This is a genomic window from Acidimicrobiia bacterium (assembly GCA_035948415.1).
Lineage (GTDB): Bacteria > Actinomycetota > Acidimicrobiia > IMCC26256 > PALSA-555 > PALSA-555.
Window position 1 is genome coordinate 1 of sequence record DASZJD010000039.1, and the last position, 20034, is coordinate 20034.

22 protein-coding genes are annotated in these 20034 nt (G+C 75.4%); 16 read left to right on the top strand and 6 right to left on the bottom strand.

Annotated elements, in window-relative coordinates:
• Nucleotides 1-50 precede the first annotated feature (50 nt).
• Nucleotides 51-1226, top strand: coding sequence for an aminotransferase class I/II-fold pyridoxal phosphate-dependent enzyme (locus tag VG869_05790; GenBank protein HEV3450700.1), 1176 nt, complete (start codon nt 51-53; stop codon nt 1224-1226).
• A gap of 66 nt (nt 1227-1292) precedes the next feature.
• On the top strand, nt 1293-2003 hold the full coding sequence (locus VG869_05795) for a lysophospholipid acyltransferase family protein (GenBank protein HEV3450701.1): 711 nt from the start codon (nt 1293-1295) through the stop codon (nt 2001-2003).
• Nucleotides 2004-2008: 5 nt separating this feature from the next.
• Here the strand turns inward: VG869_05795 and glpK are convergent, their stop codons facing one another.
• A complete protein-coding gene (gene glpK / locus VG869_05800) occupies nt 2009-3493 on the bottom strand; it encodes a glycerol kinase GlpK (GenBank protein ID HEV3450702.1) in 1485 nt (494 codons plus the stop codon).
• On the bottom strand, nt 3490-3960 hold the full coding sequence (locus tag VG869_05805) for a hypothetical protein (GenBank protein HEV3450703.1): 471 nt from the start codon (nt 3958-3960) through the stop codon (nt 3490-3492). The genes glpK and VG869_05805 overlap by 4 nt, the downstream gene beginning before the upstream one ends.
• 74 nt (nt 3961-4034) lie before the next feature.
• Here VG869_05805 and VG869_05810 point away from each other — a divergent pair, with 74 nt between their 5' ends.
• The 5 genes from VG869_05810 to VG869_05830 all read left to right on the top strand — a co-directional run bounded on the left by VG869_05810 (nt 4035) and on the right by VG869_05830 (nt 8604).
• A complete protein-coding gene (locus tag VG869_05810) occupies nt 4035-5063 on the top strand; it encodes a 6-phosphofructokinase (protein ID HEV3450704.1) in 1029 nt (342 codons plus the stop codon).
• Between the two features lie 113 nt (nt 5064-5176).
• Nucleotides 5177-6049 carry an acyl-CoA thioesterase II gene (gene tesB / locus VG869_05815; GenBank protein ID HEV3450705.1) on the top strand — a complete coding sequence of 291 codons (873 nt, stop codon included), beginning with the start codon at nt 5177-5179 and terminating at the stop codon, nt 6047-6049.
• Between the two features lies 1 nt (nt 6050).
• Nucleotides 6051-7094 carry a threonine aldolase family protein gene (locus VG869_05820; protein ID HEV3450706.1) on the top strand — a complete coding sequence of 348 codons (1044 nt, stop codon included), beginning with the start codon at nt 6051-6053 and terminating at the stop codon, nt 7092-7094.
• A complete protein-coding gene (locus VG869_05825) occupies nt 7091-7888 on the top strand; it encodes an SDR family oxidoreductase (GenBank protein HEV3450707.1) in 798 nt (265 codons plus the stop codon). The genes VG869_05820 and VG869_05825 overlap by 4 nt, the downstream gene beginning before the upstream one ends.
• Complete coding sequence (locus VG869_05830) at nt 7885-8604, top strand: PIG-L family deacetylase (GenBank protein HEV3450708.1); 720 nt, start codon at nt 7885-7887, stop codon at nt 8602-8604. Before VG869_05825 ends, VG869_05830 begins: the two co-directional genes overlap by 4 nt.
• Here the strand turns inward: VG869_05830 and VG869_05835 are convergent, their stop codons facing one another.
• Nucleotides 8605-8880 (bottom strand): hypothetical protein, encoded by a 276-nt coding sequence (locus tag VG869_05835; GenBank protein ID HEV3450709.1) that lies wholly within the window; start codon nt 8878-8880, stop codon nt 8605-8607. It abuts the gene before it with no gap.
• Nucleotides 8881-8922: 42 nt separating this feature from the next.
• On the opposite strand from VG869_05835, the gene VG869_05840 reads away from it, so the two are divergent.
• From VG869_05840 to VG869_05860, 5 genes are all read left to right on the top strand, one after another.
• Nucleotides 8923-9432: an NUDIX domain-containing protein gene (locus VG869_05840; protein ID HEV3450710.1), complete on the top strand. Its 510-nt coding sequence runs from the start codon at nt 8923-8925 to the stop codon at nt 9430-9432.
• A complete protein-coding gene (locus VG869_05845; protein ID HEV3450711.1) occupies nt 9429-10628 on the top strand; it encodes a DNA polymerase IV in 1200 nt (399 codons plus the stop codon). The genes VG869_05840 and VG869_05845 overlap by 4 nt, the downstream gene beginning before the upstream one ends.
• A complete protein-coding gene (locus VG869_05850; protein HEV3450712.1) occupies nt 10625-11683 on the top strand; it encodes a Gfo/Idh/MocA family oxidoreductase in 1059 nt (352 codons plus the stop codon). The genes VG869_05845 and VG869_05850 overlap by 4 nt, the downstream gene beginning before the upstream one ends.
• Nucleotides 11684-11773: 90 nt before the next feature.
• Complete coding sequence (locus VG869_05855) at nt 11774-12157, top strand: DUF3040 domain-containing protein (GenBank protein HEV3450713.1); 384 nt, start codon at nt 11774-11776, stop codon at nt 12155-12157.
• Nucleotides 12158-12169: 12 nt separating this feature from the next.
• Entirely contained in the window at nt 12170-12613 is a 444-nt protein-coding gene (locus VG869_05860; GenBank protein HEV3450714.1) for a MerR family transcriptional regulator, read from the top strand.
• Here the strand turns inward: VG869_05860 and VG869_05865 are convergent.
• From VG869_05865 to VG869_05875, 3 genes are read right to left on the bottom strand one after another with little or no spacing between them, the layout of a single operon-like run.
• Nucleotides 12562-14793, bottom strand: coding sequence for a DUF3488 and transglutaminase-like domain-containing protein (locus VG869_05865; GenBank protein HEV3450715.1), 2232 nt, complete (start codon nt 14791-14793; stop codon nt 12562-12564). The genes VG869_05860 and VG869_05865 overlap by 52 nt on opposite strands.
• Nucleotides 14748-15965 (bottom strand): DUF58 domain-containing protein, encoded by a 1218-nt coding sequence (locus VG869_05870; GenBank protein HEV3450716.1) that lies wholly within the window; start codon nt 15963-15965, stop codon nt 14748-14750. The genes VG869_05865 and VG869_05870 overlap by 46 nt, the downstream gene beginning before the upstream one ends.
• A gap of 3 nt (nt 15966-15968) precedes the next feature.
• Nucleotides 15969-16940: an AAA family ATPase gene (locus VG869_05875; GenBank protein ID HEV3450717.1), complete on the bottom strand. Its 972-nt coding sequence runs from the start codon at nt 16938-16940 to the stop codon at nt 15969-15971.
• A gap of 413 nt (nt 16941-17353) precedes the next feature.
• On the opposite strand from VG869_05875, the gene VG869_05880 reads away from it, so the two are divergent.
• From VG869_05880 to VG869_05895, 4 genes are all read left to right on the top strand, one after another.
• Nucleotides 17354-17863: an HNH endonuclease gene (locus VG869_05880; GenBank protein HEV3450718.1), complete on the top strand. Its 510-nt coding sequence runs from the start codon at nt 17354-17356 to the stop codon at nt 17861-17863.
• Between the two features lie 162 nt (nt 17864-18025).
• Entirely contained in the window at nt 18026-18457 is a 432-nt protein-coding gene (locus VG869_05885) for a division/cell wall cluster transcriptional repressor MraZ (protein HEV3450719.1), read from the top strand.
• Nucleotides 18458-18632: 175 nt separating this feature from the next.
• Nucleotides 18633-19580: a 16S rRNA (cytosine(1402)-N(4))-methyltransferase RsmH gene (rsmH, locus tag VG869_05890; GenBank protein ID HEV3450720.1), complete on the top strand. Its 948-nt coding sequence runs from the start codon at nt 18633-18635 to the stop codon at nt 19578-19580.
• A gap of 5 nt (nt 19581-19585) precedes the next feature.
• The gene (locus VG869_05895; protein HEV3450721.1) at nt 19586-20014 is read left to right on the top strand and encodes a hypothetical protein; all 429 of its coding nucleotides are present in this window, start codon (nt 19586-19588) and stop codon (nt 20012-20014) included.
• The last annotated feature ends 20 nt before the right edge of the window (nt 20015-20034 follow it).

Here is a 20034-nt window from a genome sequence, read left to right on the forward strand (position 1 = left end):
GCAGAAACGGTAACCGGCGGCGAAGGGCGCCCCTGATACCGTGATCTCGGATGGAGTTCCGTCGCATCAACGCCCTCCCGCCGTACGTGTTCGGCGAAATCGAGGCGCTGAAGATGGAGGCGCGGCGGGCGGGCGAGGACGTCGTCGACCTCGGGTTCGGCAACCCCGACATCCCGTCCCCCTCGGTCGCGGTCGACAAGCTCGGGGAGGCGGTCCGCAACCCCCGCAACCACCGGTACTCGTCGAGCAAGGGCATCCCGAAGCTCCGACTCGCGATCACCGACCTCTACGCGCGCCGGTTCGGCGTCGAGCTCGACCCGGAGACCCAGGCGTGCACGACCATCGGTGCCAAAGAGGGCTTCTCGCACGTCATGTGGGTGCTGCTCGGACCCGGCGACGCCGCGATGGTGCCGACGCCGTCGTACCCGATCCACATCTGGGGCCCGATCCTCGCCGGCGCCGAGGTGCGCCACGTCCGGCTCGGCCCCGAGCAGGACTTCCTCGCCAACCTCGTCGAGGCGTGGGAGGACTCGTGGCCCCGGCCTCGGGTCGTCGTCCTCTCGTTCCCACACAACCCGACGACGGCGTGCGTCGACCTCGACTTCATGGCCCGCATGGTCGAGTTCGCGCGAGCCCACGACGTGCTGCTCGTCCATGACTTCGCCTACGCCGACCTCGGCTTCGACGGGTACGACCCGCCGTCGATCCTGCAGGTGCCCGGCGCGTCCGAGGTCGCGGTCGAGCTCTACACCCTCACGAAGTCGTTCTCGATGGCGGGGTGGCGGGTCGGCTTCCTCCTCGGCAACGCCGAGGTCGTCGCCGCGCTGGCCCGGCTGAAGAGCTACCTGGACTACGGGACGTTCCAGCCCATCCAGATCGCCTCGATCGTGGCCATGAACGAGGCCTCCGACTACCCCGTGGCCGTGAACGCCATCTACCGGCGCCGCCGCGACGCGCTCATCGACGGCCTGGCCCGCATCGGGTGGGAGATCGAGAAGCCCCGCGGCACGATGTTCGTGTGGGCGCCGATCCCCGCGCCCTACGAGGAGCACCGGAGCCTCGACTTCTGCAAGCTGCTCGTCGCCGACGCCAAGGTGGCGGTGTCGCCCGGCGTCGGCTTCGGGCCGGGCGGGGAGGGGTACGTGCGGTTCGCGCTGGTCGAGAACGAGCACCGCATCAACCAGGCGGTCCGGGGCATCCGCCGGGCGCTCCCGAAGCTCGGGTAAGCGGCCGGCCCGGCTGGCCGCGGGGCCGCTCCGATAACGTGACGGGCGTCACCGCGTGACGCCACCATGCTCTACTGGACCCTGAAGGCCGTGCTCACCCCGCTGCTGCGGGTGTTCTTCCGGATCCGCATCGAGGGCCGGGAGCACGTGCCCCGCACCGGGCCGGTCATCCTGGCCGCCAACCACCGCTCCTTCCTCGACTCGATCTTCGTGCCGCTCGCCATCGGCTGGCGTCGCGTCACCTTCGTGGCCAAGGCCGAGTACTTCGAGCAGCGACGCACGGCCTGGTTCTTCCGGGCCGTGGGCCAGATCCCCATCCAGCGCCGCGGCGGCAGCGCCAGCGACGCCGCGCTCACCGCCGCCACCGCGGTGCTGCAGCAGGGCCGGGTCTTCGGGATCTACCCCGAGGGGACCCGCACCCGCTCCGGGTTCACGCACCGCGGCCACACCGGCGTCGCCCGCCTCGCCCGCACCACCGGCGCCCCGATCGTCCCCATCGGCCTCGTCGGGACCGACGCGGCCCAGCCGACCGACGCCAAGCTCCCGCGCCCGTTCCGCCCGGTCACCATCCGCTTCGGCGCCCCGATCTCGCCGGCGCGCTACGGGGACGACACCGAGGGCCTCGCCCTGCGAGCGCTCACCGACGAGGTGATGTTCGAGATCGTCCAGCTGTGCGGCGTCTACGAGTATCGGGACACGTACGCGACGAAGCAGGCCGAGGACCTGCCGACCGCGGTGGCGCGCGTCTCGGCGCTCCCGACCGCGCAGGTCGCCTGAGGGGATCAGGCGTCGCGCGCCCAGCCGCGCGACCGGTCGACCGCCCGCCGCCAGCGAGCCGCTCCGGCGGCCACGTCGTCGGCCGACGCCGCGGGCCGGAACTCGGCGTCGGCCCGCCATCGGCGGGCCGCCTCCTCGGGGGTGGCCCAGACCCCCTCGGCGAGGCCGGCGAGGAACGCGGCGCCGAGCGCGGTCGTCTCCTGGACCGCGGCGCGCTGCACGGTGACGTCCAGCACGTCGGCCTGCAGCTGGCAGAGCACGTCCATCACGCTGGCGCCGCCGTCGACCCGCAGGGCGGGGAGGGACCGACCGGCGGCGGCGGTCATCGCGCCGACGACGTCGCGGACCTGCCACGCCATCGCCTCGACCACGGCTCGGGCCAGGTGGGCACGGTTCGTGCCGCGGGTGATGCCGAGCACGGTGCCGCGCGCGTAGGGGTCCCACCACGGCGAGCCGAGCCCGGCGAAGGCGGGGACGAACACCACGCCGCCGGTGTCGGGCACGCTGGCCGCCAGCGGCCCGACCTCCGCGGCCCGCTCGATGACGCCGAGCTCGTCGCGCAGCCACTGGATGGCGGCGCCGGTGACGAAGATCGCGCCCTCGAGCGCGTAGGACACCTCGTCGCCTCGACGCCACGCCACGCTCGTCAGGAGCCCCTCGGTGGGCGGCGGGTGGGTGTTCCCGAGGTTCATGAGCACGAACGAGCCGGTCCCGTAGGTGTTCTTCGTCATGCCGGGCTCGAAGCAGGCCTGCCCGAACAACGCCGCGGCCTGGTCGCCGGCGATGCCGCTGACCGGCACGTGCAGCCCGGCCGCGGCCTCGGGCGCCGTGACCCCGAACCGGCCGCTGCTCGCGCCGACCGAGGGCAGGCAGCGGAGCGGCACCCCGAACAGGTCGCAGAGCTCGGCGGACCACGCCAGCTCGTCGAGATCGAAGAGCAGGGTGCGGGACGCGTTCGACGGGTCGGTGGCGTGCACGCCGGCGCCCGGGCCGCCGGTCAGCCACCAGAGCAGCCAGGCGTCGACGGTGCCGACGAGGAGGTCGGCGTCGGCGCTGACGCCACCCTCGTGCAGCAGCCACTCGAGTTTCGTGGCCGAGAAGTAGGGGTCGAGCACGAGGCCGGTCCGGGCCCGGATCATCGGCTCCCGCCCCTCGGCCCGCAACGCCTCGCAGCGCGCCGCGGTCCGCCGGTCCTGCCACACGATGGCTCGGTGGCGCGGCCGGCCGGTGGCCCGGTCCCACGCCACCGCGGTCTCGCGCTGGTTCGTGATCCCGATCGCCGCGACCGGCCCGCCGGCGGCGGCGGCCGCCTCGGCGAGCGTCACCCGTGTGGCCTCGAGGATGTCGACGGCGTCGTGCTCGACCCAGCCCGGCCGCGGGAAGTGCTGCGGGAACTCGCGGTAGGCGCGGGCCCGCACCTGCCCGTCCTCGTCGACGGCCAGGGTCCGGACGCCGGTGGTGCCGGCGTCGACGGCCAGGACGATCGTCACGGAGCCGGCGGCGGAGGATCCCGGAGGCCGGCGTCCTCGGCGTCCGCCCGGGCGGGCCCGGCGGCGCGCGTCGCGGGGGCGCCGGCGCCCGCGTCCACGCGGTGCACGAGCGTCTCGCCGAGGAGGCGCTGACGGGGGCGGAACTCGAAGACGGTCTCGGTGTTCCTCGTCGCCACGACCACCTGCAGCAGCGGCCGGGCCCGGCGGACGCGCTCGACGCGGAACGCCTCGTAGCGCTCGCTCGTGACCAGGTCGGTCGGCCGCGGGGCGCGGCCGCGGCGGCGCTCGAAGACGAGCAGCCGCCGGTCGGTGAGCAGGAGGAGGAACTGGCGTCGTCGCTGCAGCAGCAGGGGAACCCGGCGACGGAGCGACGCGGCCCAGCACGGTCCGTGCCCGACCACCCGCTCGCCCTCGGCGAGCACCTCGTGCGCGGCCGCGACGATCTGCTCGAGGCTCCGGCGGGGCATCGCCGGGCGAGGCTACCGGTCTTCGGCGTCGGGGCCTGGCCGCGCCAGGATGGGCGGTCGAGAAGGGAGCGCCCATGCGCGTCGGCATCCTCACCGGGGGCGGTGACTGCCCCGGGCTCAACGCGGTGATCCGCGCCGTCGTGCGCAAGGGCGAGGAGGTCTACGGCCACCAGCTGGTCGGGTTCCGCCACGGGTGGCGCGGCGTGCTCGACTCCGAGACGGTCGAGCTCACGGTGGGCTCGACGCGAGGCACCCTCCGTCGCGGCGGCACCATCCTCGGCACCTCCCGCACCAACCCGATGCAGCACGAGGGCGGCCTCGCGGCGGTGCAGGCGACCCTGGCCCGTGAGCGCGTCGACGCGCTCGTGGTGATCGGCGGCGAGGACACGCTCGGCGTCGCGGCGGCGCTCGGCTCGGAGGGCGTGGCCAGCGTCGGGGTCCCGAAGACCATCGACAACGACCTGTCGGCGACGGACGTCACGTTCGGGTTCCAGACCGCGGTGCAGATCGCCACCGACGCCATCGACCGGCTCCACACCACCGCCGAGAGCCACGACCGGGTCATGGTCGCGGAGGTGATGGGACGGCACGCCGGCTGGCTCGCCCTGTGGTCCGGGCTGGCCGGCGGCGCCGACGTCATCTTGATCCCCGAGCAGCCCTTCGACCTCGACGCTGTGTGCGAGCGGCTCCGCCACCGGCACACCCGCGGCGCCAGCTACTCGATCGTCGTGGTCGCCGAGGGCGCCCAGCCGACCGAGGGCACGATGACGATCCAGGACGCGGGCGTCGACGAGTTCGGCCACGTCCGCCTCGGCGGCATCGCCAGCGCGCTGGCCCCGGAGATCGAGGACCGCACCGGCTACGAGACCCGGGTCACGATCCTCGGCCACGTGCTACGCGGCGGCACGCCGACCGCGTTCGACCGGATCCTCGCCACGCGCTTCGGCCTCGCGGCAATCGACGCCGTCCACGAGCAGGACTTCGGGACCATGGTGGCGCTCCGGGGCACCGACATCGTCCGGGTGCCGATCGCCGACGCCGTTCGGACGCTGAAGACCGTCCCGCCGGCCCTCCTCGCCGACGCCGCCGTCTTCTTCGGGTAGGCCCGGGCCTCGTCTCGGCGCCGGGACGCGGCTCCGGGCGCGCCACACTGTCGGGACGGGCATCGCCCGTCGACGCCGACCGCGACGAGGCGACGCCGGACCCGAGGAGCACGATGGGCTCAGCGCTGGACGACCTGCTCGACCTGCTCGAGCTCGAGACCCTCGAGGTCAACCTGTTCCGGGGGCTGAGCCCCGACGAGGACCGCCAGCGGGTGTTCGGCGGTCAGGTCGCGGCGCAGGCGCTCGTCGCCGCCGGCCGCACCGTCGAATCGGGTCGGCCCGTGCACTCGCTCCACGCCTACTTCCTGCGGCCCGGCGACCCCACGATCCCCATCGTGTACGAGGTCGACCGGATCCGCGACGGGCACTCGTTCACGACCCGACGGGTGGTCGCGATCCAGCACGGCCGGGCGATCTTCAACCTCCAGGCCTCGTTCCAGATCGTCGAGGCCGGCCCCGACCACTCGGCCGAGATGCCGGCCGTCCCGGACCCCGAGGAGCTCCCGACCTTCCGCGAGCGCGTCGAGGGCTCCCTCGACCGCTTCGGGCCGGCGGCGACCGAGTGGCTCGTCCGCGAGCGACCGATCGAATCCCGGCCCGTCGACGACCCCCACTGGCTGGCGCCCTCGCCCCGGCAGCCGGCCCAGGACGTCTGGATCCGCGCCAACGGGACGCTGCCCGACGACCCGCTCGTCCACGCCTGCGTCGTGGCGTACGCGTCCGACCTCACGCTGCTCGACACGGCCACGCTGCCGCACGCGATCTCCTACGACGGCAACTTCATGATGGCGAGCCTCGACCACGCCATGTGGTTCCACCGGCCGTTCCGCGCCGACGAGTGGCTCCTCTACCACCAGCTCAGCCCGTCGGCGGCGGGAGCCCGCGGGCTCGCGCTCGGTCACGTCTTCCGGCGCGACGGCGACCTCGTGGTCACGGTGGCCCAAGAGGGCCTCATCCGACCGGTGCGCGACACCGAGCGGTCGTGAGGTGACCAGCCCCGACGGGCGCGTCGACCTGCGCTCCGACACCGTCACCACGCCCACCCCCGAGATGCGGCGGGCCATGGCCGCCGCCGACGTCGGGGACGACGCCTACGGCGAGGACCCGACGGTGAACCGGCTCGAGGCGCTCGCCGCCGACCGGCTCGGCACCGACGCGGCGTTGTACGTCACGTCCGGGACCCTCGCCAACCAGCTGGCGCTGCGGGTGCTCGGCCGACCCGGCACCGAGGTGCTGTGCGGCGAGCGCGCCCACGTCTACCGCTACGAGCACGCCGCCGCGGCCGGGAACGCCGGCGTGCAGCTGCGCCCCGTCCCCGACCCCGACGGGCGGTTCGGCGACGCCGCCGTGACGCGGGCCGTGCAGGACGCCGGCGCGCACCTCCCGCCGCTCTCCGCCGTCGCGATCGAGAACCCGCACATGCCGGCCAGCGGCCGGCCGTGGTCCCCGGCCGAGGTGGCGGCGGTCGCCGCGGCCGCCCACGGGCACGGGCTCCCGGTCCACTGCGACGGCGCCCGCATCTGGAACGCCGCCGTCGCCACGGGCGTCGCGCCCCGAGACCTGGGCGCGCCCGTCGACACGGTCATGTTCTGCCTCTCGAAGGGGCTGGCGGCGCCCATCGGCTCGGTGCTCTGCGGCTCCCGCGCCGCGATCGGCGCCGCGCGGGAGGAGCGGGCCCGTCTCGGCGGCGCCTGGCGCCAGGCCGGGGTGATCGCCGCGGCCGGGATCGTCGCGCTCGAGACGATGGTCGAGCGGCTCGCCGACGACCACGCGCGCGCCCGACGACTCGCCGACGCGCTCGCGGCCCGGTTCCCAGGCAGCGTCGAGCCCCAGCACGTCCGGACCAACATCGTGTGCGCGTCCGCCGACCATCTGCCGCCGCGGCTGGTGGAGCGGCTCGACGTCGAGGGCGTGCGCTGCGGCATGATCGACGGCCGCACCGTACGCTTCGTGACGCACAAGGACGTCGACGACCACGACGTCGACCGCACCGTCGCCGCCCTCGACGTGATCCGCAAGGAGGACGCATGAGCCGGGTACTCATCACGGGCTGCTCGACCGGGTTCGGTCGGGCCGCCGCGGTCGAGCTGACGAAGCGCGGTCACGAGGTGGTCGCGACGGCACGACGGCCCGAGACCCTGGACGACCTCGACGTGGCGTCACGCCTCGCGCTCGACGTCGACGACCCGACGTCGGTGCGGGCCGCCGTCGACGCCGCCGGCCCGGTCGACGCGCTCGTCAACAACGCCGGGTTCGGCGTGGCCGGGCCGGTCGAGACGGTGTCGCTCGACGCCGCCCGGCGCTGCATGGAGACGAACCTCTTCGGCGCCGCCCGCATGATCCAGGCCGTGCTGCCGGGCCTGCGGGCCCGCGGCGGCGGCACGATCGTGAACGTGTCGTCGGCCGCGGGACGGGTCGGCGCGCCGCTCGACGGCTTCTACTCGGCGACGAAGTGGGCGCTCGAGGGGCTCTCCGAGTCGTTGCACTTCGAGGTCTCCCACTTCGGGATCCGGGTGCGGATCGTCGAGCCGGGCGCGTTCGAGACCGCGTTCGACGGCAACGCGGTGCGAGGGGGGATCGAGGGCACCCCGTACGAGGAGCTCGACCGCCAGTGGGAGGCGGCGCGCCCCGCGCTGATCGGCGACGGGCCGCCGCCCACGGCCGAGCTGGTGGCGAGCGTCATCGCCGACGCCATCGAGAGCACCGCGCCGCGGCTGCGCTGGCTCGTCGGCCCGGACGCCGAGCTGGCGATCGGCGCGAAGGACTCGATGCCGTTCGAGGACTTCGAGTCGAGCATGCGGAACTTGCTCGGCGTCACGTGGTGATCCCGCTCGTCGACGACATCCCGAGCCGCGTCCTCGCGATCTTCGCCCACCCCGACGACCCCGAGATCGCGGCCGGGGGGACGCTGGCCCGGTGGGCGGCCGCCGGCGCCGCGGTGTGGGTGCTCATCACCACCCGCGGCGACAAGGGCTCCGACGACCCGCGCGCCGACCGCGACGCGCTGGCCCGTCGACGGGTCGAGGAGACGGCGGCGGCCAGCGAGCTGCTCGGGTTCGCCGGTCACCTGCACCTCGAGTACCCGGACGGCGAGCTCCCCGACGACCTCGACCTGCGCGCCGCGATCGTGCGGCGAGTGCGGGAGCTCCGGCCCGAGGTCGTCGTGTGCCCGGACCCGACCGCGGTGTTCTTCGGCGACTCCTACTTCAACCACCGGGACCACCGCGTCACCGGATGGGCCGCGCTCGACGCCGTCGCCCCCGCCTCCGGCAACCCGCACTACTTCGCGGACCAGATCGAGGCCGGTCTCGCCGTGCACCGCGTGGGGGCGGTGTACCTGTCCGGCACGATGGAGCCGAACTGCTGGGTCGACATCAGCGACGTCCTCGAGCGCAAGGTCGACGCGCTGTTCTGCCACGCCAGCCAGCTCACCCAGACGGGGGAGTGGTTCCGGGAGTTCCTGCGCGAGCGGGCCGAGGAGGCGGGCCGGGCCGCGGGCGTCCGGTACGCGGAGGGGTTCCGGCGCCTGGCGCTGCTGTGACTACGGGCGCGGTCGGCGCTTCCACTCGGCCATCGCCCGCAGCACCAGCACGGCGATGATCCCGACGCCCACGGCGCCACCGGCGGCGCCGACGAGCGTCCCGAGCAGCCTCGGGGTGCTGTCGGTGCCGGTCGCGCCGACGTCGACGATCCCGTAGCCGATGATCCCGCCGAACACGCCGGCGAGGACGACGCTGCCGAACGCGAGGAGGTACGCGGCGCGCGACGGCAGCCCCGCCGGCAGACCGCCCGATCCGGCGCCGTTCTCGCCTGGCACGCCCCGATGGTACGGCCGAGGCGCGCCGATAGGCTGCTCGCGATGCGCGAGTGGCTGGTCGCCGGCGCGCTCGTCGAGGTGGACGACGCGCTGCTCCTCGTCCGCAACGAGCGCCGTGGCGGCTACTCGGACTGGTCGACGCCGGGCGGGGTGATCGACGCCGACGACGGATCGGTGCTCGAGGGCCTGACCCGCGAGGTCGAGGAGGAGACCGGGCTGCGCGTGACCGCCTGGGAGGGACCCCTCTACGAGGTGCGGGCGGTCGCCGTGGACATGGGGTGGCGGATGCGCGCCGAGGTCTACCGGGCGCTGCGCTTCGAGGGCGAGGTGCGCGTCGCCGACCCCGACGGGATCGTGGTCGAGGCCGCCTTCGTCGACACGCCCACGTGCGCGGCCCGCCTCGCCGACGGCGCGCTCTGGGTGCGGGAGCCGCTGGCCGAGTGGATCGCCGAGCGGTGGGGGCCCGAGGCCGTGCGCGGCTACACCTACGACGTCCACGGGACCCGACGCGAGGACCTCGCGGTCGTGCGGACGTCGCCCGCCGCCGGGTGACCGACGGCGCGGCCGCCGCCGCCATCCTCCACGTCGACCTCGACGCCTTCTACGCCGCCGTCGAGCAGCGCGACGACCCGTCGCTGCGGGGCCGACCGGTGATCGTCGGTGGCCTCGGCCGTCGCGGCGTGGTGGCGGCCGCCAGCTACGAGGCCCGCCGGTTCGGCGTCCACTCGGCGATGCCGACCGGCCGGGCCCGCCGCGCCTGTCCGGACGGGGTGTTCCTCGCGCCCCGCTTCGACCGCTACGGCGACGCCAGCCGCAGCGTCATGACGATCCTCCGCTCCTACACGCCGCTCGTGGAGCCGATCTCGCTCGACGAGGCGTTCCTCGACGCCCGGGGCGCGAGCCGGCTGCACGGCACCGGCCCGGCGATCGGTGCCGCGATCCGCGCCCGGGTACGCGACGAGACCGGCCTCACGGCGTCGGTCGGCGTCGGCACCACGAAGCTCGTGGCGAAGCTCGCCAGCGAGCTGGCCAAGCCCGACGGGCTGCTGCTCGTCGAGCCGGGCACCGAGGCCGCGTTCCTCGCTCCCCTCGACGTCCGCCGTCTCTGGGGCGTCGGCCCGGCCACCGAGCGGCGGCTGGCGCGGCTCGGCGTGCGCACGGTCGGCGACCTCACCGCGCTCCCGGTCGCCGCCCTCGAGGGCGCGCTCGGACGCGCGCACGGCGCCCACCTGGCCGCCCTCGCCCGCAACGACGACGACCGGCCGGTCGAGCCGGCGCGTCCCGTCAAGTCCATCGGCCACGAGGAGACCTTTGCCACCGACGTCACCGACCGTGCCGCGCTCGAACGCGACCTGCTGCGGTTCGCCGAGCGCGTCGCGACCCGGCTGCGCGAGTCCCGGCTCCTGGCCCGCACCGTCCAGCTGAAGGCCCGCTACGGCGACTTCCGGACCATCACGCGGTCGCGCACGATGAGCGAGCCGACCGAGCTCGCCGAGGAGCTCGTGCGCGTCGGGCGGCAGCTGCTCGACGACGTCGACGTGCGCCCGGGATTGCGGCTGCTCGGGCTGTCGGCGCAGCAGCTCGTCTCGCTCGGCGAGGCGCAGGCCCGCCTGCCGCTCGACGCGCCGGCGGCGCTCGAGCGCGACCGCCGCGGCGACCTCGAGCGCACGGTCGAGGACCTGCGCCGACGGTTCGGCGACGACGCCGTCACGCGCGCCGTGCCACCGCCGACCGCCCCCCGCCGGTGACGACCCGCGTCGGGCTCGTCGGCTGCGGGCTCATCGGCTTCGTCCACTCGTACACGCTGCGGCTGCTCGGGCGGAGCCGGGTCGTGGACGCGGCGGTCACGGCCACCTACGACCGGCGGCCGGAGCGCGCCGCCGCGTTCGCCGCCGCCCACGACGCCGTCGCCTGCGCCGACCTCGCCTCGCTCGTGGACCAGGTCGACGCGGTGTGGGTGTGCACGTGGACCGCGGCGCACCTCGAGGCGGTCGCCGCCGCGGCCGAACGGGGCCGGGCCGTGTTCTGCGAGAAGCCCCTCGCCCCGACCCTCGCCGAGTGCGAGGAGGTGGCCCGCCTCCTCGCCACCGTTCCCCACCAGGTCGGGCTGGTCCTGCGCTCGGCGCCGGTGTTCGTCGCCCTGAAGGCCGCGGTCGAGAGCGGGGAGCACGGGGCGCCGCTGACGATCCTGTTCCGCGATGACCAGTACTTCCCCATCCAGGGGCTCTACGGGTCGGACTGGCGGGCCGACGCGCGGAGAGCGGGCGCCGGCACGCTCCTCGAGCACTCGATCCACGACGTCGACATCCTCCGCTGGCTGCTCGGCGACCCCGACCACGTGCAAGCCGCGGTGCGGTCGCGGTTCGGGCACCCGGGAATCGACGACGTCGCCGCGGTCCTGTGCACGTACCCGGACGGGGCGGTGGCGACGCTGACCGGCGTGTGGCACCAGGTCCTCACCCGGGGCTCGGGCCGACGCGTCGAGGTGTTCTGCGAGCGGGCGCTGCTCTGGCTCGACGACGACTTCACCGGGCCGCTCCACGTCGAGACGTCGGACGGCGCGACCACGATCACGACCGACCCGCCGTCCTGGGTCGAGCGGCTCGACGCGCCCCCGGTGCTGGCGCGGGCGGTCGCCGAGTACGCCCCCGCCAGCAAGGCCTTCCTCGACGCTCTGGCCGCCGGGGCGGCGGAGGCGCCCGGGCCGGACGCGGCGACGGCGCTCGCCGCGCACCGAATCGTGGACGCCGCCTATCGGTCCGCCGCCGCCGGGGGGGAAGCAACCGCACCCCTAGCGCGTTGATGGGGTGGGGGGCCTGCGCGACAATGACGATGGCGCCCCCGGGAGCGGTTCTCGCGACCGAAGCCAGCACCAAGGAGCCCCGTCCAGGTCATGCCGCTATCTGAAGACGAGCAGCGGATCCTGAAGGACATCGAGGCCAACCTCTCGGTCACCGACCCGAAGCTGGTCCAGCAGGTCTCCGACACCACCCTCTACCGGCACGCCACCCGGATGATCAAGTGGGCCGTGGTCGGGTTCGTCGCCGGCCTCGTGGTGCTCCTCACCACCTTCACGAGCGTGCTCGCCCTCGGCGTCGTCGGCTTCCTCATCATGCTGTTCTGCCTCCTCGTCATCGAGCGCAACGTCCGCAAGATCGGCCGGGCCGGCCTCGAGAGCCTCACCGGCTCCCTCCGCGGGGGCGCACTGAAGGGCCTCTTCGGCGAGACCGGCCGTCGGTGGCGGGAACGCTGGCGGCGCGACGACGACTCGTCCTGACGACCCGAACGGATGGGCTTTACCGCCCCGCAGGCGGCGCGGCTGACGGGATGCGCCCCGGCCCAGCTCGAGTACTGGCAGCGCTGCGGGCTCGTGGTGGCGCGCCCCCAGGACCCGGACGGCCCGTACTCGTTCCGTGACCTCGTGGCGCTCCGCGTCGTGCGGTCGCTCCTCGACGCCGGGCTGCCGCTGGCGCGGATCCGACGCGCCGTCGCGGCGCTCGTCGAGGCGGGGGAGGACGTCGCCGGGCTGCGCATGGTCACCGACGGCGAGCACGTCTGGGCCTGCCGCGACGACGGCCAGATCCTCGACGCCCTTCGACACGGCCAGCTCGCCCTCTTCGTCGCCATCGACCGCATGGCCGCCGAGGTCGACGCCGAGGTCCGCGCCTTCGCCCACGACCGTCAGTCGTTCGTGGACGGGCTCCGCCGCGACCACCCCGCCGGCTCCGGCTGACGAGGCGGCCCGCCCACCCGCAGCCGCGACCGCAGCCGGGTGCGCAGGTCCAGCGCGGCGTCGAGCGCCGTGAGCACCGCGTCGGCGTCCTGCCACGCCGCCTGCACCGTCGCGTCGCTCGGGGGCAGCTCGCCGTACCGGGCCGCGGTGTAGCGGCCCGCCAGGGCGGCGAGGGGCGGCGCCAGCCGCTCGTCGAGTCGGACCGGCAGCGCCTCGGCGACCTCGTAGGGCGTGAGCGAGCGCGGCCAGCCGACGCCGGCGGCGCGGAAGCCGTCGAGCGCCTCCGCCCACGCCCCCGCGACCTGCTCGGCCGGATCGGGGACGGCGCGACGACGGGCGCGCCGCCGCGCCTTGCGCGCCACCGCGGCGCCGAGCGCGGCGAGGAGGCCGAGCGTCACGAGGCCGGCGATGACGATCGCCCAGCCGAGCACCGACAGCCCCGTCGAGCGCCGCGGGGATGACACCGCCACCCGGTTCGGCACCGGCGTCGGGTTCGGCGCCACGCCGCCACCCGACGGCGTCGGCGTCGGCGCCGCCGGCACCGTCGACGGGGTCGGGGTCGACCGGGTCGCCGCCGGCGGCTCGCCGGGGAGCGGGGCGGCGCCGCCCGGCGCGCCGGTCCGCGGCGTCGGGTCGAAGAGATGGGTCCAGCCGAGCCCGGCGAGCCAGATCTCCGGCCACGCGTGGGCCTCGAAGTTCGTCACGTGGTACACGCCGCCCTGCGCGGTGCCCGGCGTGAACCCGACCGCGACGCGCGCCGGGATCCCGAGGGACCGCGCCATGACCGCGTACGTGCTCGCGAACTGGACGCAGAACCCCCGGCGGGTGGCGAGGAACGTGACCATCGCGTTCTCGTCGTCGCCGAGGGTCACGCTCGCGTCGTAGGTGAACAGGGACGACCGGAAGTAGTCCCGGAGGGCCAGGGCCTCGTCGTAGGGGAGCGTCGCGCCGCCGACGGCCTGCCGGGCGCGCTCGCGCAGGGTGGCGGGGAGGTCCGACGGCAGCGCGAGGTACCGGCGGAGCGCGGCCGGCAGCGGGGCCCCGGTGCCGAGCCGCTGCGTCGGGGTGACCGGCGCGCTCGGGAGCCGCGAGTCGACCGAGTAGCTCAACCCGTCCACGGACGACCGGTCGGTGACGAGCGTGCCCGACGACCGCACCACGAGCGTGTCGGGGCGGCTCACCGTGACCGGCTCGTACGCCGCCGGCATCCACCGCTCACCGAGCGGACCGATCTGGTACCGCTGGTGGAGCGCGCCGCGGGGGGCGCGGGACGCGAGCCCTTGGCCGACGGCGCCGTTCCCGCGCGCGGTGAGCGTCCACTGCCCCCCACCGGCCGAGCTGTAGTCGTCGAGGGCGGTGATCCGCCAGTAGTCGGGGCTGGCGACGGCGACCGTGAACAGCTCGTGCCGTGGTCCCCGACGCAGCTGGTCCCCGACGTTCACGAGCGGGGCCACGCTGGTCTGGTAGCTCGAGCTCCCGGTCGACGAGCTGAGCGACCCGACGCTGACCAAGGGGTGGCCCGAGGTCGGCAGCGTCGGCGCCACCGCCGATGCCACGAGGGTCGCGGCCAGGCCCGCCACGGCCACGCCCGCGAGCAGCCGCGGCGCCGTCGCGCCGGGGGACCGACCGATCCGGGTGCGGCGCCGCTCCAGCAGGGTCTGGTGCTGCACGGCGAGGAACACGACCGCGGCGCCGCCGAAGGCCACGGTGCTCGGCACCCAGCCGTGGGGCGTCCCGAGCGCCCGCAGCCAGATCACCGCCACCGTCGCGGGGGCCAGGACGCTCATGGCCCCGTCGCGCCGGAAGGCGAGGTCGTCGGCCACCGCGCCGACGACGAAGACGGCGATGGCGCCCAGCAGCACCGCGCTGGGGCTGGCCGGGATCGGGCGCGCGTCGGTCCGGACCACGGTCCACCCGGCGCGGAGCTGGTCGCCGAGCCGGGTCAGCGACCCCGTCCACGCGACCGCGGCGAGCAGCAGGCCGGCGCCGGCGACGACGGCGCTGGCGGCCGCGGAGCGGGTCCAGCGTCGGGTGACCCAGCCCAGGGCGTGGGGGAGCACCGCCGCCACGAGCAGCGGCCCGAGGTACGCGTCGGAGGCGAAGATCGCGCCGAAGCTCAGCGCGACCGACGCGCTCAGCGCCGCGAGCGCGACCGAGACGGGGAGTTCGCGGGTTGCCATCGGGTCCGGGTGCGGGTGGTGGCGGCCCACGCCACCGGGAACGGACGCTGCGAAGCGTCGACGAGCACGATGGGGCCGGTGGCGAGCGTCGCCGGCCCGGTGGTCACGAGGGTCACGACCCGGCGGCGGCGCAGCGCGGCCGCGGCGTCGAGGATGACCGGGTCGGCGGCCCCGGTCACGACCACGACGCCGCCGAGGCCGAAGCGCTTCCGCAAGGCGCCGGTGACCACGTCGAGGTGGTCGGTGGGGTCGGGCTCGACCACCGCCAGCCGGTCCAGCACCGCGTCGAGCGCGGTCCGCCCCGGCCGTCGCAGCGTCTCGCCCGCGCTCGTCACCACCTCGACCGGCTGGTGGGTCCGGTGCAGGCTCGCCGCGATCGACGCCACCGCCTCGACCGCGGCCTCGAAGGTGCGGGCGTCGTGCGCCGACGCCCGCACGTCGAAGAGCACGACGGCACGCCCAGGCGCGGGAGCGTCGTCGACGCGGACGAGCAGGTCGCCGCGGCGCGCCGTCGATCGCCAGTGGACGCGCCGCGGGTCGTCGCCGGGCTCGTAGTCGCGGAGGGCGAGGAACTCGCCGAGGGCCTCCACCACCGGGATGCGGGGCCCGCTGGCCCGCTCGGCCGGCTCCCCGCCCCCGCCCCGGCGGGGTGGCAGCACCGTGTGGACGCGGGGCCGCACGATGACCTCGCTCGTGCCCCCGACGGTCCACGTGCGACGGACGAGGCCGCACGGGTCGGCCAGGGTCAGCAGCGTCGGGCCGACCACGTGCCGTCCCCGACGCTCGGTCGGGATCCGGTACCCGGCCTGGAGCTCGGTGCCGCCCGGCAGCGGCACCACGACGAACCGGGCGGCGCGGCGCCCGCCGTCGACGGTCTCGGTGAGGCTCAGCCAGGGCGTGGCGACCGTGGTCGTCCCGCGCAGGATCACCCGGCCCTCCTGCCCGACCGAGAGGCGCGCCGGGTGCACCGACCGATCGACCGTCATCACCACCCGGTGACGCAGCACCCAGACGGCGGCGATGCCGAGCACGAGCCCGCCGCCGAGGGCGAGCGCGGCGAGCGCGTCCGAGCCGAGGAGCCAGCTGCCGACGAGCAGACCGACGGCGGCGCCACCGAGGGTCCAGCCCCGCCGGGTCAGCTCGGGGACGCCGATCCGAGGGCCGCGGGCCACGGGCTACCCGCTGGCGCGCGGGACGGCGACGCCCGCCAGCACCCGCTCGAGCACGTCCTCGGCGGTCACGCCGCGCAGCTCCGCCTCCGGGGCGACGATCATGCGGTGCGTGAGCACGGCCGGCGCCAAGGCCTTGATGTCGTCGGGCACGACGTAGTCGCGTCCCGCGCCGGCGGCCAGCGCGCGGGCGCCCCGCTGCAGCGCCAGCGCCCCCCGGGGGCTCACGCCCAGCGCCAGCTCCGGGTCCCGTCGGGTGGCGTCGACCACGTCGACGACGTAGGCGCGCAGCGCCGCGGCGACGTGCACCGCGGTGGCGGCGTCGGCGGCGGCGGCAACGTCGGCCGCGGTCGTGACCGGCTGCAGGTCGTCGGGCTCGACCTGGCCGACGCCGTGCGTCTCGAGGATCGCCATCTCGGCCTCCCGGTCCGGGTAGCCCATCGGGAGCCGCATCAGGAACCGGTCGAGCTGGGCCTCGGGCAGGGGATAGGTGCCCTCGAGCTCGACCGGGTTCTGGGTCGCGATCACGAGGAACGGCCGCGGCAGCGCCCATGTCCGCGCGTCGACGGTGACCTGACGCTCCTCCATCGCCTCGAGCAGCGCCGACTGGGTCTTCGGCGACGCCCGGTTGATCTCGTCGGCCAGGACGACGTGGGCGAACACGCCGCCGGGCCGGAACTCGAACTGGCTGTTGGCCCGGTTCCAGACCGACACGCCCAGCACGTCGGACGGCAGCAGGTCCGGGGTGAACTGGATGCGGTGCGCGGTGCCGGCGATCGAGCGGGCCATCGCCTTGGCGAGCGACGTCTTGCCCACCCCGGGGACGTCCTCGATGAGGAGGTGCCCCTCGGCGAAGAGGCACACCAGGGCGAGCCGAATCTGGTCGTGCTTGCCCTGGATCACGCGCTCGACGTTGCGGGCCACGAGCTCGAAGAGCGCCGCGACGTCGACGCGCCGAGCGGTAGCAGGTTGGGCCACGCTCCCTCCTCGAACGCGGCGCGCACGCTACCAGCAGGGCCCTCTCGCTCTGCCGCTACCGTCACGTGATGCCGGCTCCCCGCACCGGCTGGGCGCGCGCCGGGCTGGCGGTCGCGGCTCGGCCCTCGCTCTGGTCTGTCGCGGCGCGGCAGGCCTTCCGGCTCGCCCGCCCCCGCTGGTGGCGACGTCCGCCTTTCCTGCCCCTCCCGGACTCCGCTTACCTCGCGTTCCGACTCGAGACCCAGTACGGGTCCGCCGACGCGCGACCCGCCGGCGGGGACGTCCTCGCGTACCTCCGGTGGTGCCGTGCGCAGGACGATCTCCGCCGCCAACGTCGCCGGGGGAGCGGTCAGGGGCCCCAGTAGACTTCGCCCGACCCGCCAGCGGCGCGGGCCCCGGGGAGGTTCCGAGGCTTGGGGAGAGCTCTACTGCTCAACGCCAGCTTCGAGCCTCTCTGCGTCGTCACGGTGCGGCGGGCGGTCGTCCTCGTCCTCAAGGACAAGGCCGAGATCGTCGCTCGCAACGGCGCTGAGCTGCACTCGGAGCGCCGCGTGATCGCCGTCCCGTCGGTGATCCGGCTCATGCACTTCGTCCGCGTCCCGTACCGCAGCCGGGTGCCGCTCTCCCGACGGGCGGTCTTCGCGCGCGACGGCCACCGCTGCCAGTACTGCAGCCACACGGCCGAGAACATCGACCACGTCGTCCCCCGCTCGCGGGGGGGCGAGCACAGCTGGGAGAACGTCGTCGCGTCCTGCCGCTCCTGCAACGCCCGCAAGGAGGACCGCACCCTGGCCGAGTCCGGGCTCCGGCTGCGCCGCCCACCGGTGGCGCCCCACGCCAGCCTCTGGGTGGTCGCGACCGCCGGCGCCCTCGACCCGGCCTGGGAGCCCTTCCTGCCCGGCCTCGAGGCCGTCCCCGCCTGACCCCGCCCCCGCGCCCGGAGGCGGGCGCGGGGTGTGGCTCGTGGGAGGAAGTGGGGTTCAAGGGGTTGACGTGGTGGAGTCGCGGGGCTTAGGGTGGGGCGTAGTGGTTGATCGTGGAGTGTCGGGGGTGGCCCCGCGACGCTCCGCCGGCGAGGGGACACCGTGGCGGCCCGCTTCTTCGGGTGGTTCCAGCACACGCTGGACGACAAGGGCCGGCTCATCCTCCCGGCGGAGTTCCGCCAGGGCCTGGAGGACGGGGCCTTCATCGGGCGGTTCCCGGATCACTGCCTGGCCATCTACCCCCCCGGCGAGTTCGACACCGTGACCGAGGACATCACGCGCGCGGCCAAGGAGGGGGGCGGCGACGCCCTCGCCGCCTCGCGGTTCTTCAACTCCGGGGCCCGACCGGTGGTCCCCGACAAGCAGGGCCGGGTGCCGATCGCTCCCCACCTGCGGGAGTGGGCCCAGCTGGGCCGCGAGGTCGTCGTCACCGGGCAGCAGAAGCGGATCGAGCTGTGGTCGCCCGAGAACTGGCGAGCGGTCGAGGAGCGCGGCCAGGCCGAGCTCGCTCGTCGCCAGGGCTGGGGCATGTAGCGAGGAAGGAGCAGCACTAGGACCAAACGTGGCCCCTGGGCTCGGCAGCAGCCCCCCGGCCGGCGCGGTGAAGCCCCTACTCCGCCCGCTCCACCGGACCGTTTCGGAGAGAAATCCGAACGGACATCGTCCGCCGGGGGGCTGCCGACGGGCCCAGGGTCGGCGAGGAGACGTGATGGGTGGCTATCAGCACCGTCCGGTCATGGTCCGGGAGGTGGTCGAGCTCCTCGCCGCCGTGCCGACGGGGACCGTCGTCGACGCGACGGTCGGAGCTGGCGGGCACGCCCGCCGACTCCTGGAGGCCCGGCCGGACCTCCGCCTCCTCGGGATCGACCGTGATCCCGCGGCGGTGGCGGCGGCCCGGTCCGGGCTCGAGCCCTTCGGCGAGCGGGTCCGGATCGTGCACGGCGGCTTCGAGGACGTCGCCGAGATCGTCAAGCGAGCAAGCGAGGGGAACGTCATGGGCATCCTGTTCGATCTCGGGGTCAGCAGCCCCCAGCTCGACCTGCGGGAACGCGGATTCACCTACTGGGGCGAGGCCCCGCTCGACATGCGGATGGACAGCGCCCAGGCGCTGACCGCCGAGCAGGTCCTCAACGAGTACGACGAGGGGGCGCTGGCGGCGGTCATCGCCCGCAACGGCGAGGAGCGGTTCGCCCGGCAGATCGCCGCCCGCATCGTCGCCAGCCGGCCCCTCCACACCACCGGCGACCTCGTGCGCGCCGTGCGCGAGGCCATCCCGGCTCCGGCCCGCCGCCGCGGCGGGCACCCGGCGCGCCGCACCTTCCAGGCCATCCGGATGGAGGTCAACCGCGAGCTGCCGCACCTGGAGGCCGGGCTCGACGAGTCCGTGCACCTCCTCGGTCCCGGCGGCCGGGTGGTCGTGCTCTCGTACCACTCGCTCGAGGACCGGCTCGTGAAGGATCGCTTCGCGACGTGGGCCGGCGAGCGCGAGGCGACGCCGCCGGGCCTGCCGGTCGAGCCGCCGCGCCCGCGGCCGCTCCTCCGGCTCGTCACCCGCCGGGCGCGCCGACCGAGCCGGGACGAGGTCGCGGCCAACCCGCGGGCCGAGAGCGCCCGGCTCCGCGCCGCGGAGAAGCTCGACACGCCCACCGGGCGGTGAGCGGGGTGGCCGTCGCCGGCGCCGCGCCCCGGACCCGGGGCGCCGCCCGCCCCGCGCCGCGGGCCGTCCCCGCGCGCCGGCCGCGGCACCTGCGGCTCGTCACCACCGCCGCGCGGCGGCGCCGACTCCCGAGCACGGCCGCGCTCGTCGGGATCGGCACCGTGCTCATCGTCATCTCGCTGGTCGTCGTCCGCGTGATGCTGGCCCAGACCCAGCTGTCCCTCGACCGGCTCAACGGCCGCGTCGGCGCCGCGCAGCGGCGGTACGACCAGGCCCTCCTCCGGAACGCCGAGCTCGCCGCGCCCTCGTACGTCATCACCCGCGCCGGCCAGCTCGGCCTCGTCGCGCCGGGCCAGCCCCCCGTGGCCGTGGCGGTGCCCGCCGGCGCCGTCCCCACCGCGGCGCGCACGGCGACGCCGGTGCCCCGACCGTGAGCCCGCCGCGGGCGGTTCCC

Coding starts and splice junctions, on each gene's coding strand:
- VG869_05790 (HEV3450700.1), top strand. CDS start 51: ATGGAGTTCCGTCGCATCAACGCCCTCCCGCCGTACGTGTTCGGCGAA.
- VG869_05795 (HEV3450701.1), top strand. CDS start 1,293: ATGCTCTACTGGACCCTGAAGGCCGTGCTCACCCCGCTGCTGCGGGTG.
- VG869_05805 (HEV3450703.1), bottom strand. CDS start 3,960: ATGCCCCGCCGGAGCCTCGAGCAGATCGTCGCGGCCGCGCACGAGGTG.
- VG869_05810 (HEV3450704.1), top strand. CDS start 4,035: ATGCGCGTCGGCATCCTCACCGGGGGCGGTGACTGCCCCGGGCTCAAC.
- tesB (HEV3450705.1), top strand. CDS start 5,177: ATGGGCTCAGCGCTGGACGACCTGCTCGACCTGCTCGAGCTCGAGACC.
- VG869_05825 (HEV3450707.1), top strand. CDS start 7,091: ATGAGCCGGGTACTCATCACGGGCTGCTCGACCGGGTTCGGTCGGGCC.
- VG869_05840 (HEV3450710.1), top strand. CDS start 8,923: ATGCGCGAGTGGCTGGTCGCCGGCGCGCTCGTCGAGGTGGACGACGCG.
- VG869_05855 (HEV3450713.1), top strand. CDS start 11,774: ATGCCGCTATCTGAAGACGAGCAGCGGATCCTGAAGGACATCGAGGCC.
- VG869_05860 (HEV3450714.1), top strand. CDS start 12,170: ATGGGCTTTACCGCCCCGCAGGCGGCGCGGCTGACGGGATGCGCCCCG.
- VG869_05865 (HEV3450715.1), bottom strand. CDS start 14,793: ATGGCAACCCGCGAACTCCCCGTCTCGGTCGCGCTCGCGGCGCTGAGC.
- rsmH (HEV3450720.1), top strand. CDS start 18,633: ATGGGTGGCTATCAGCACCGTCCGGTCATGGTCCGGGAGGTGGTCGAG.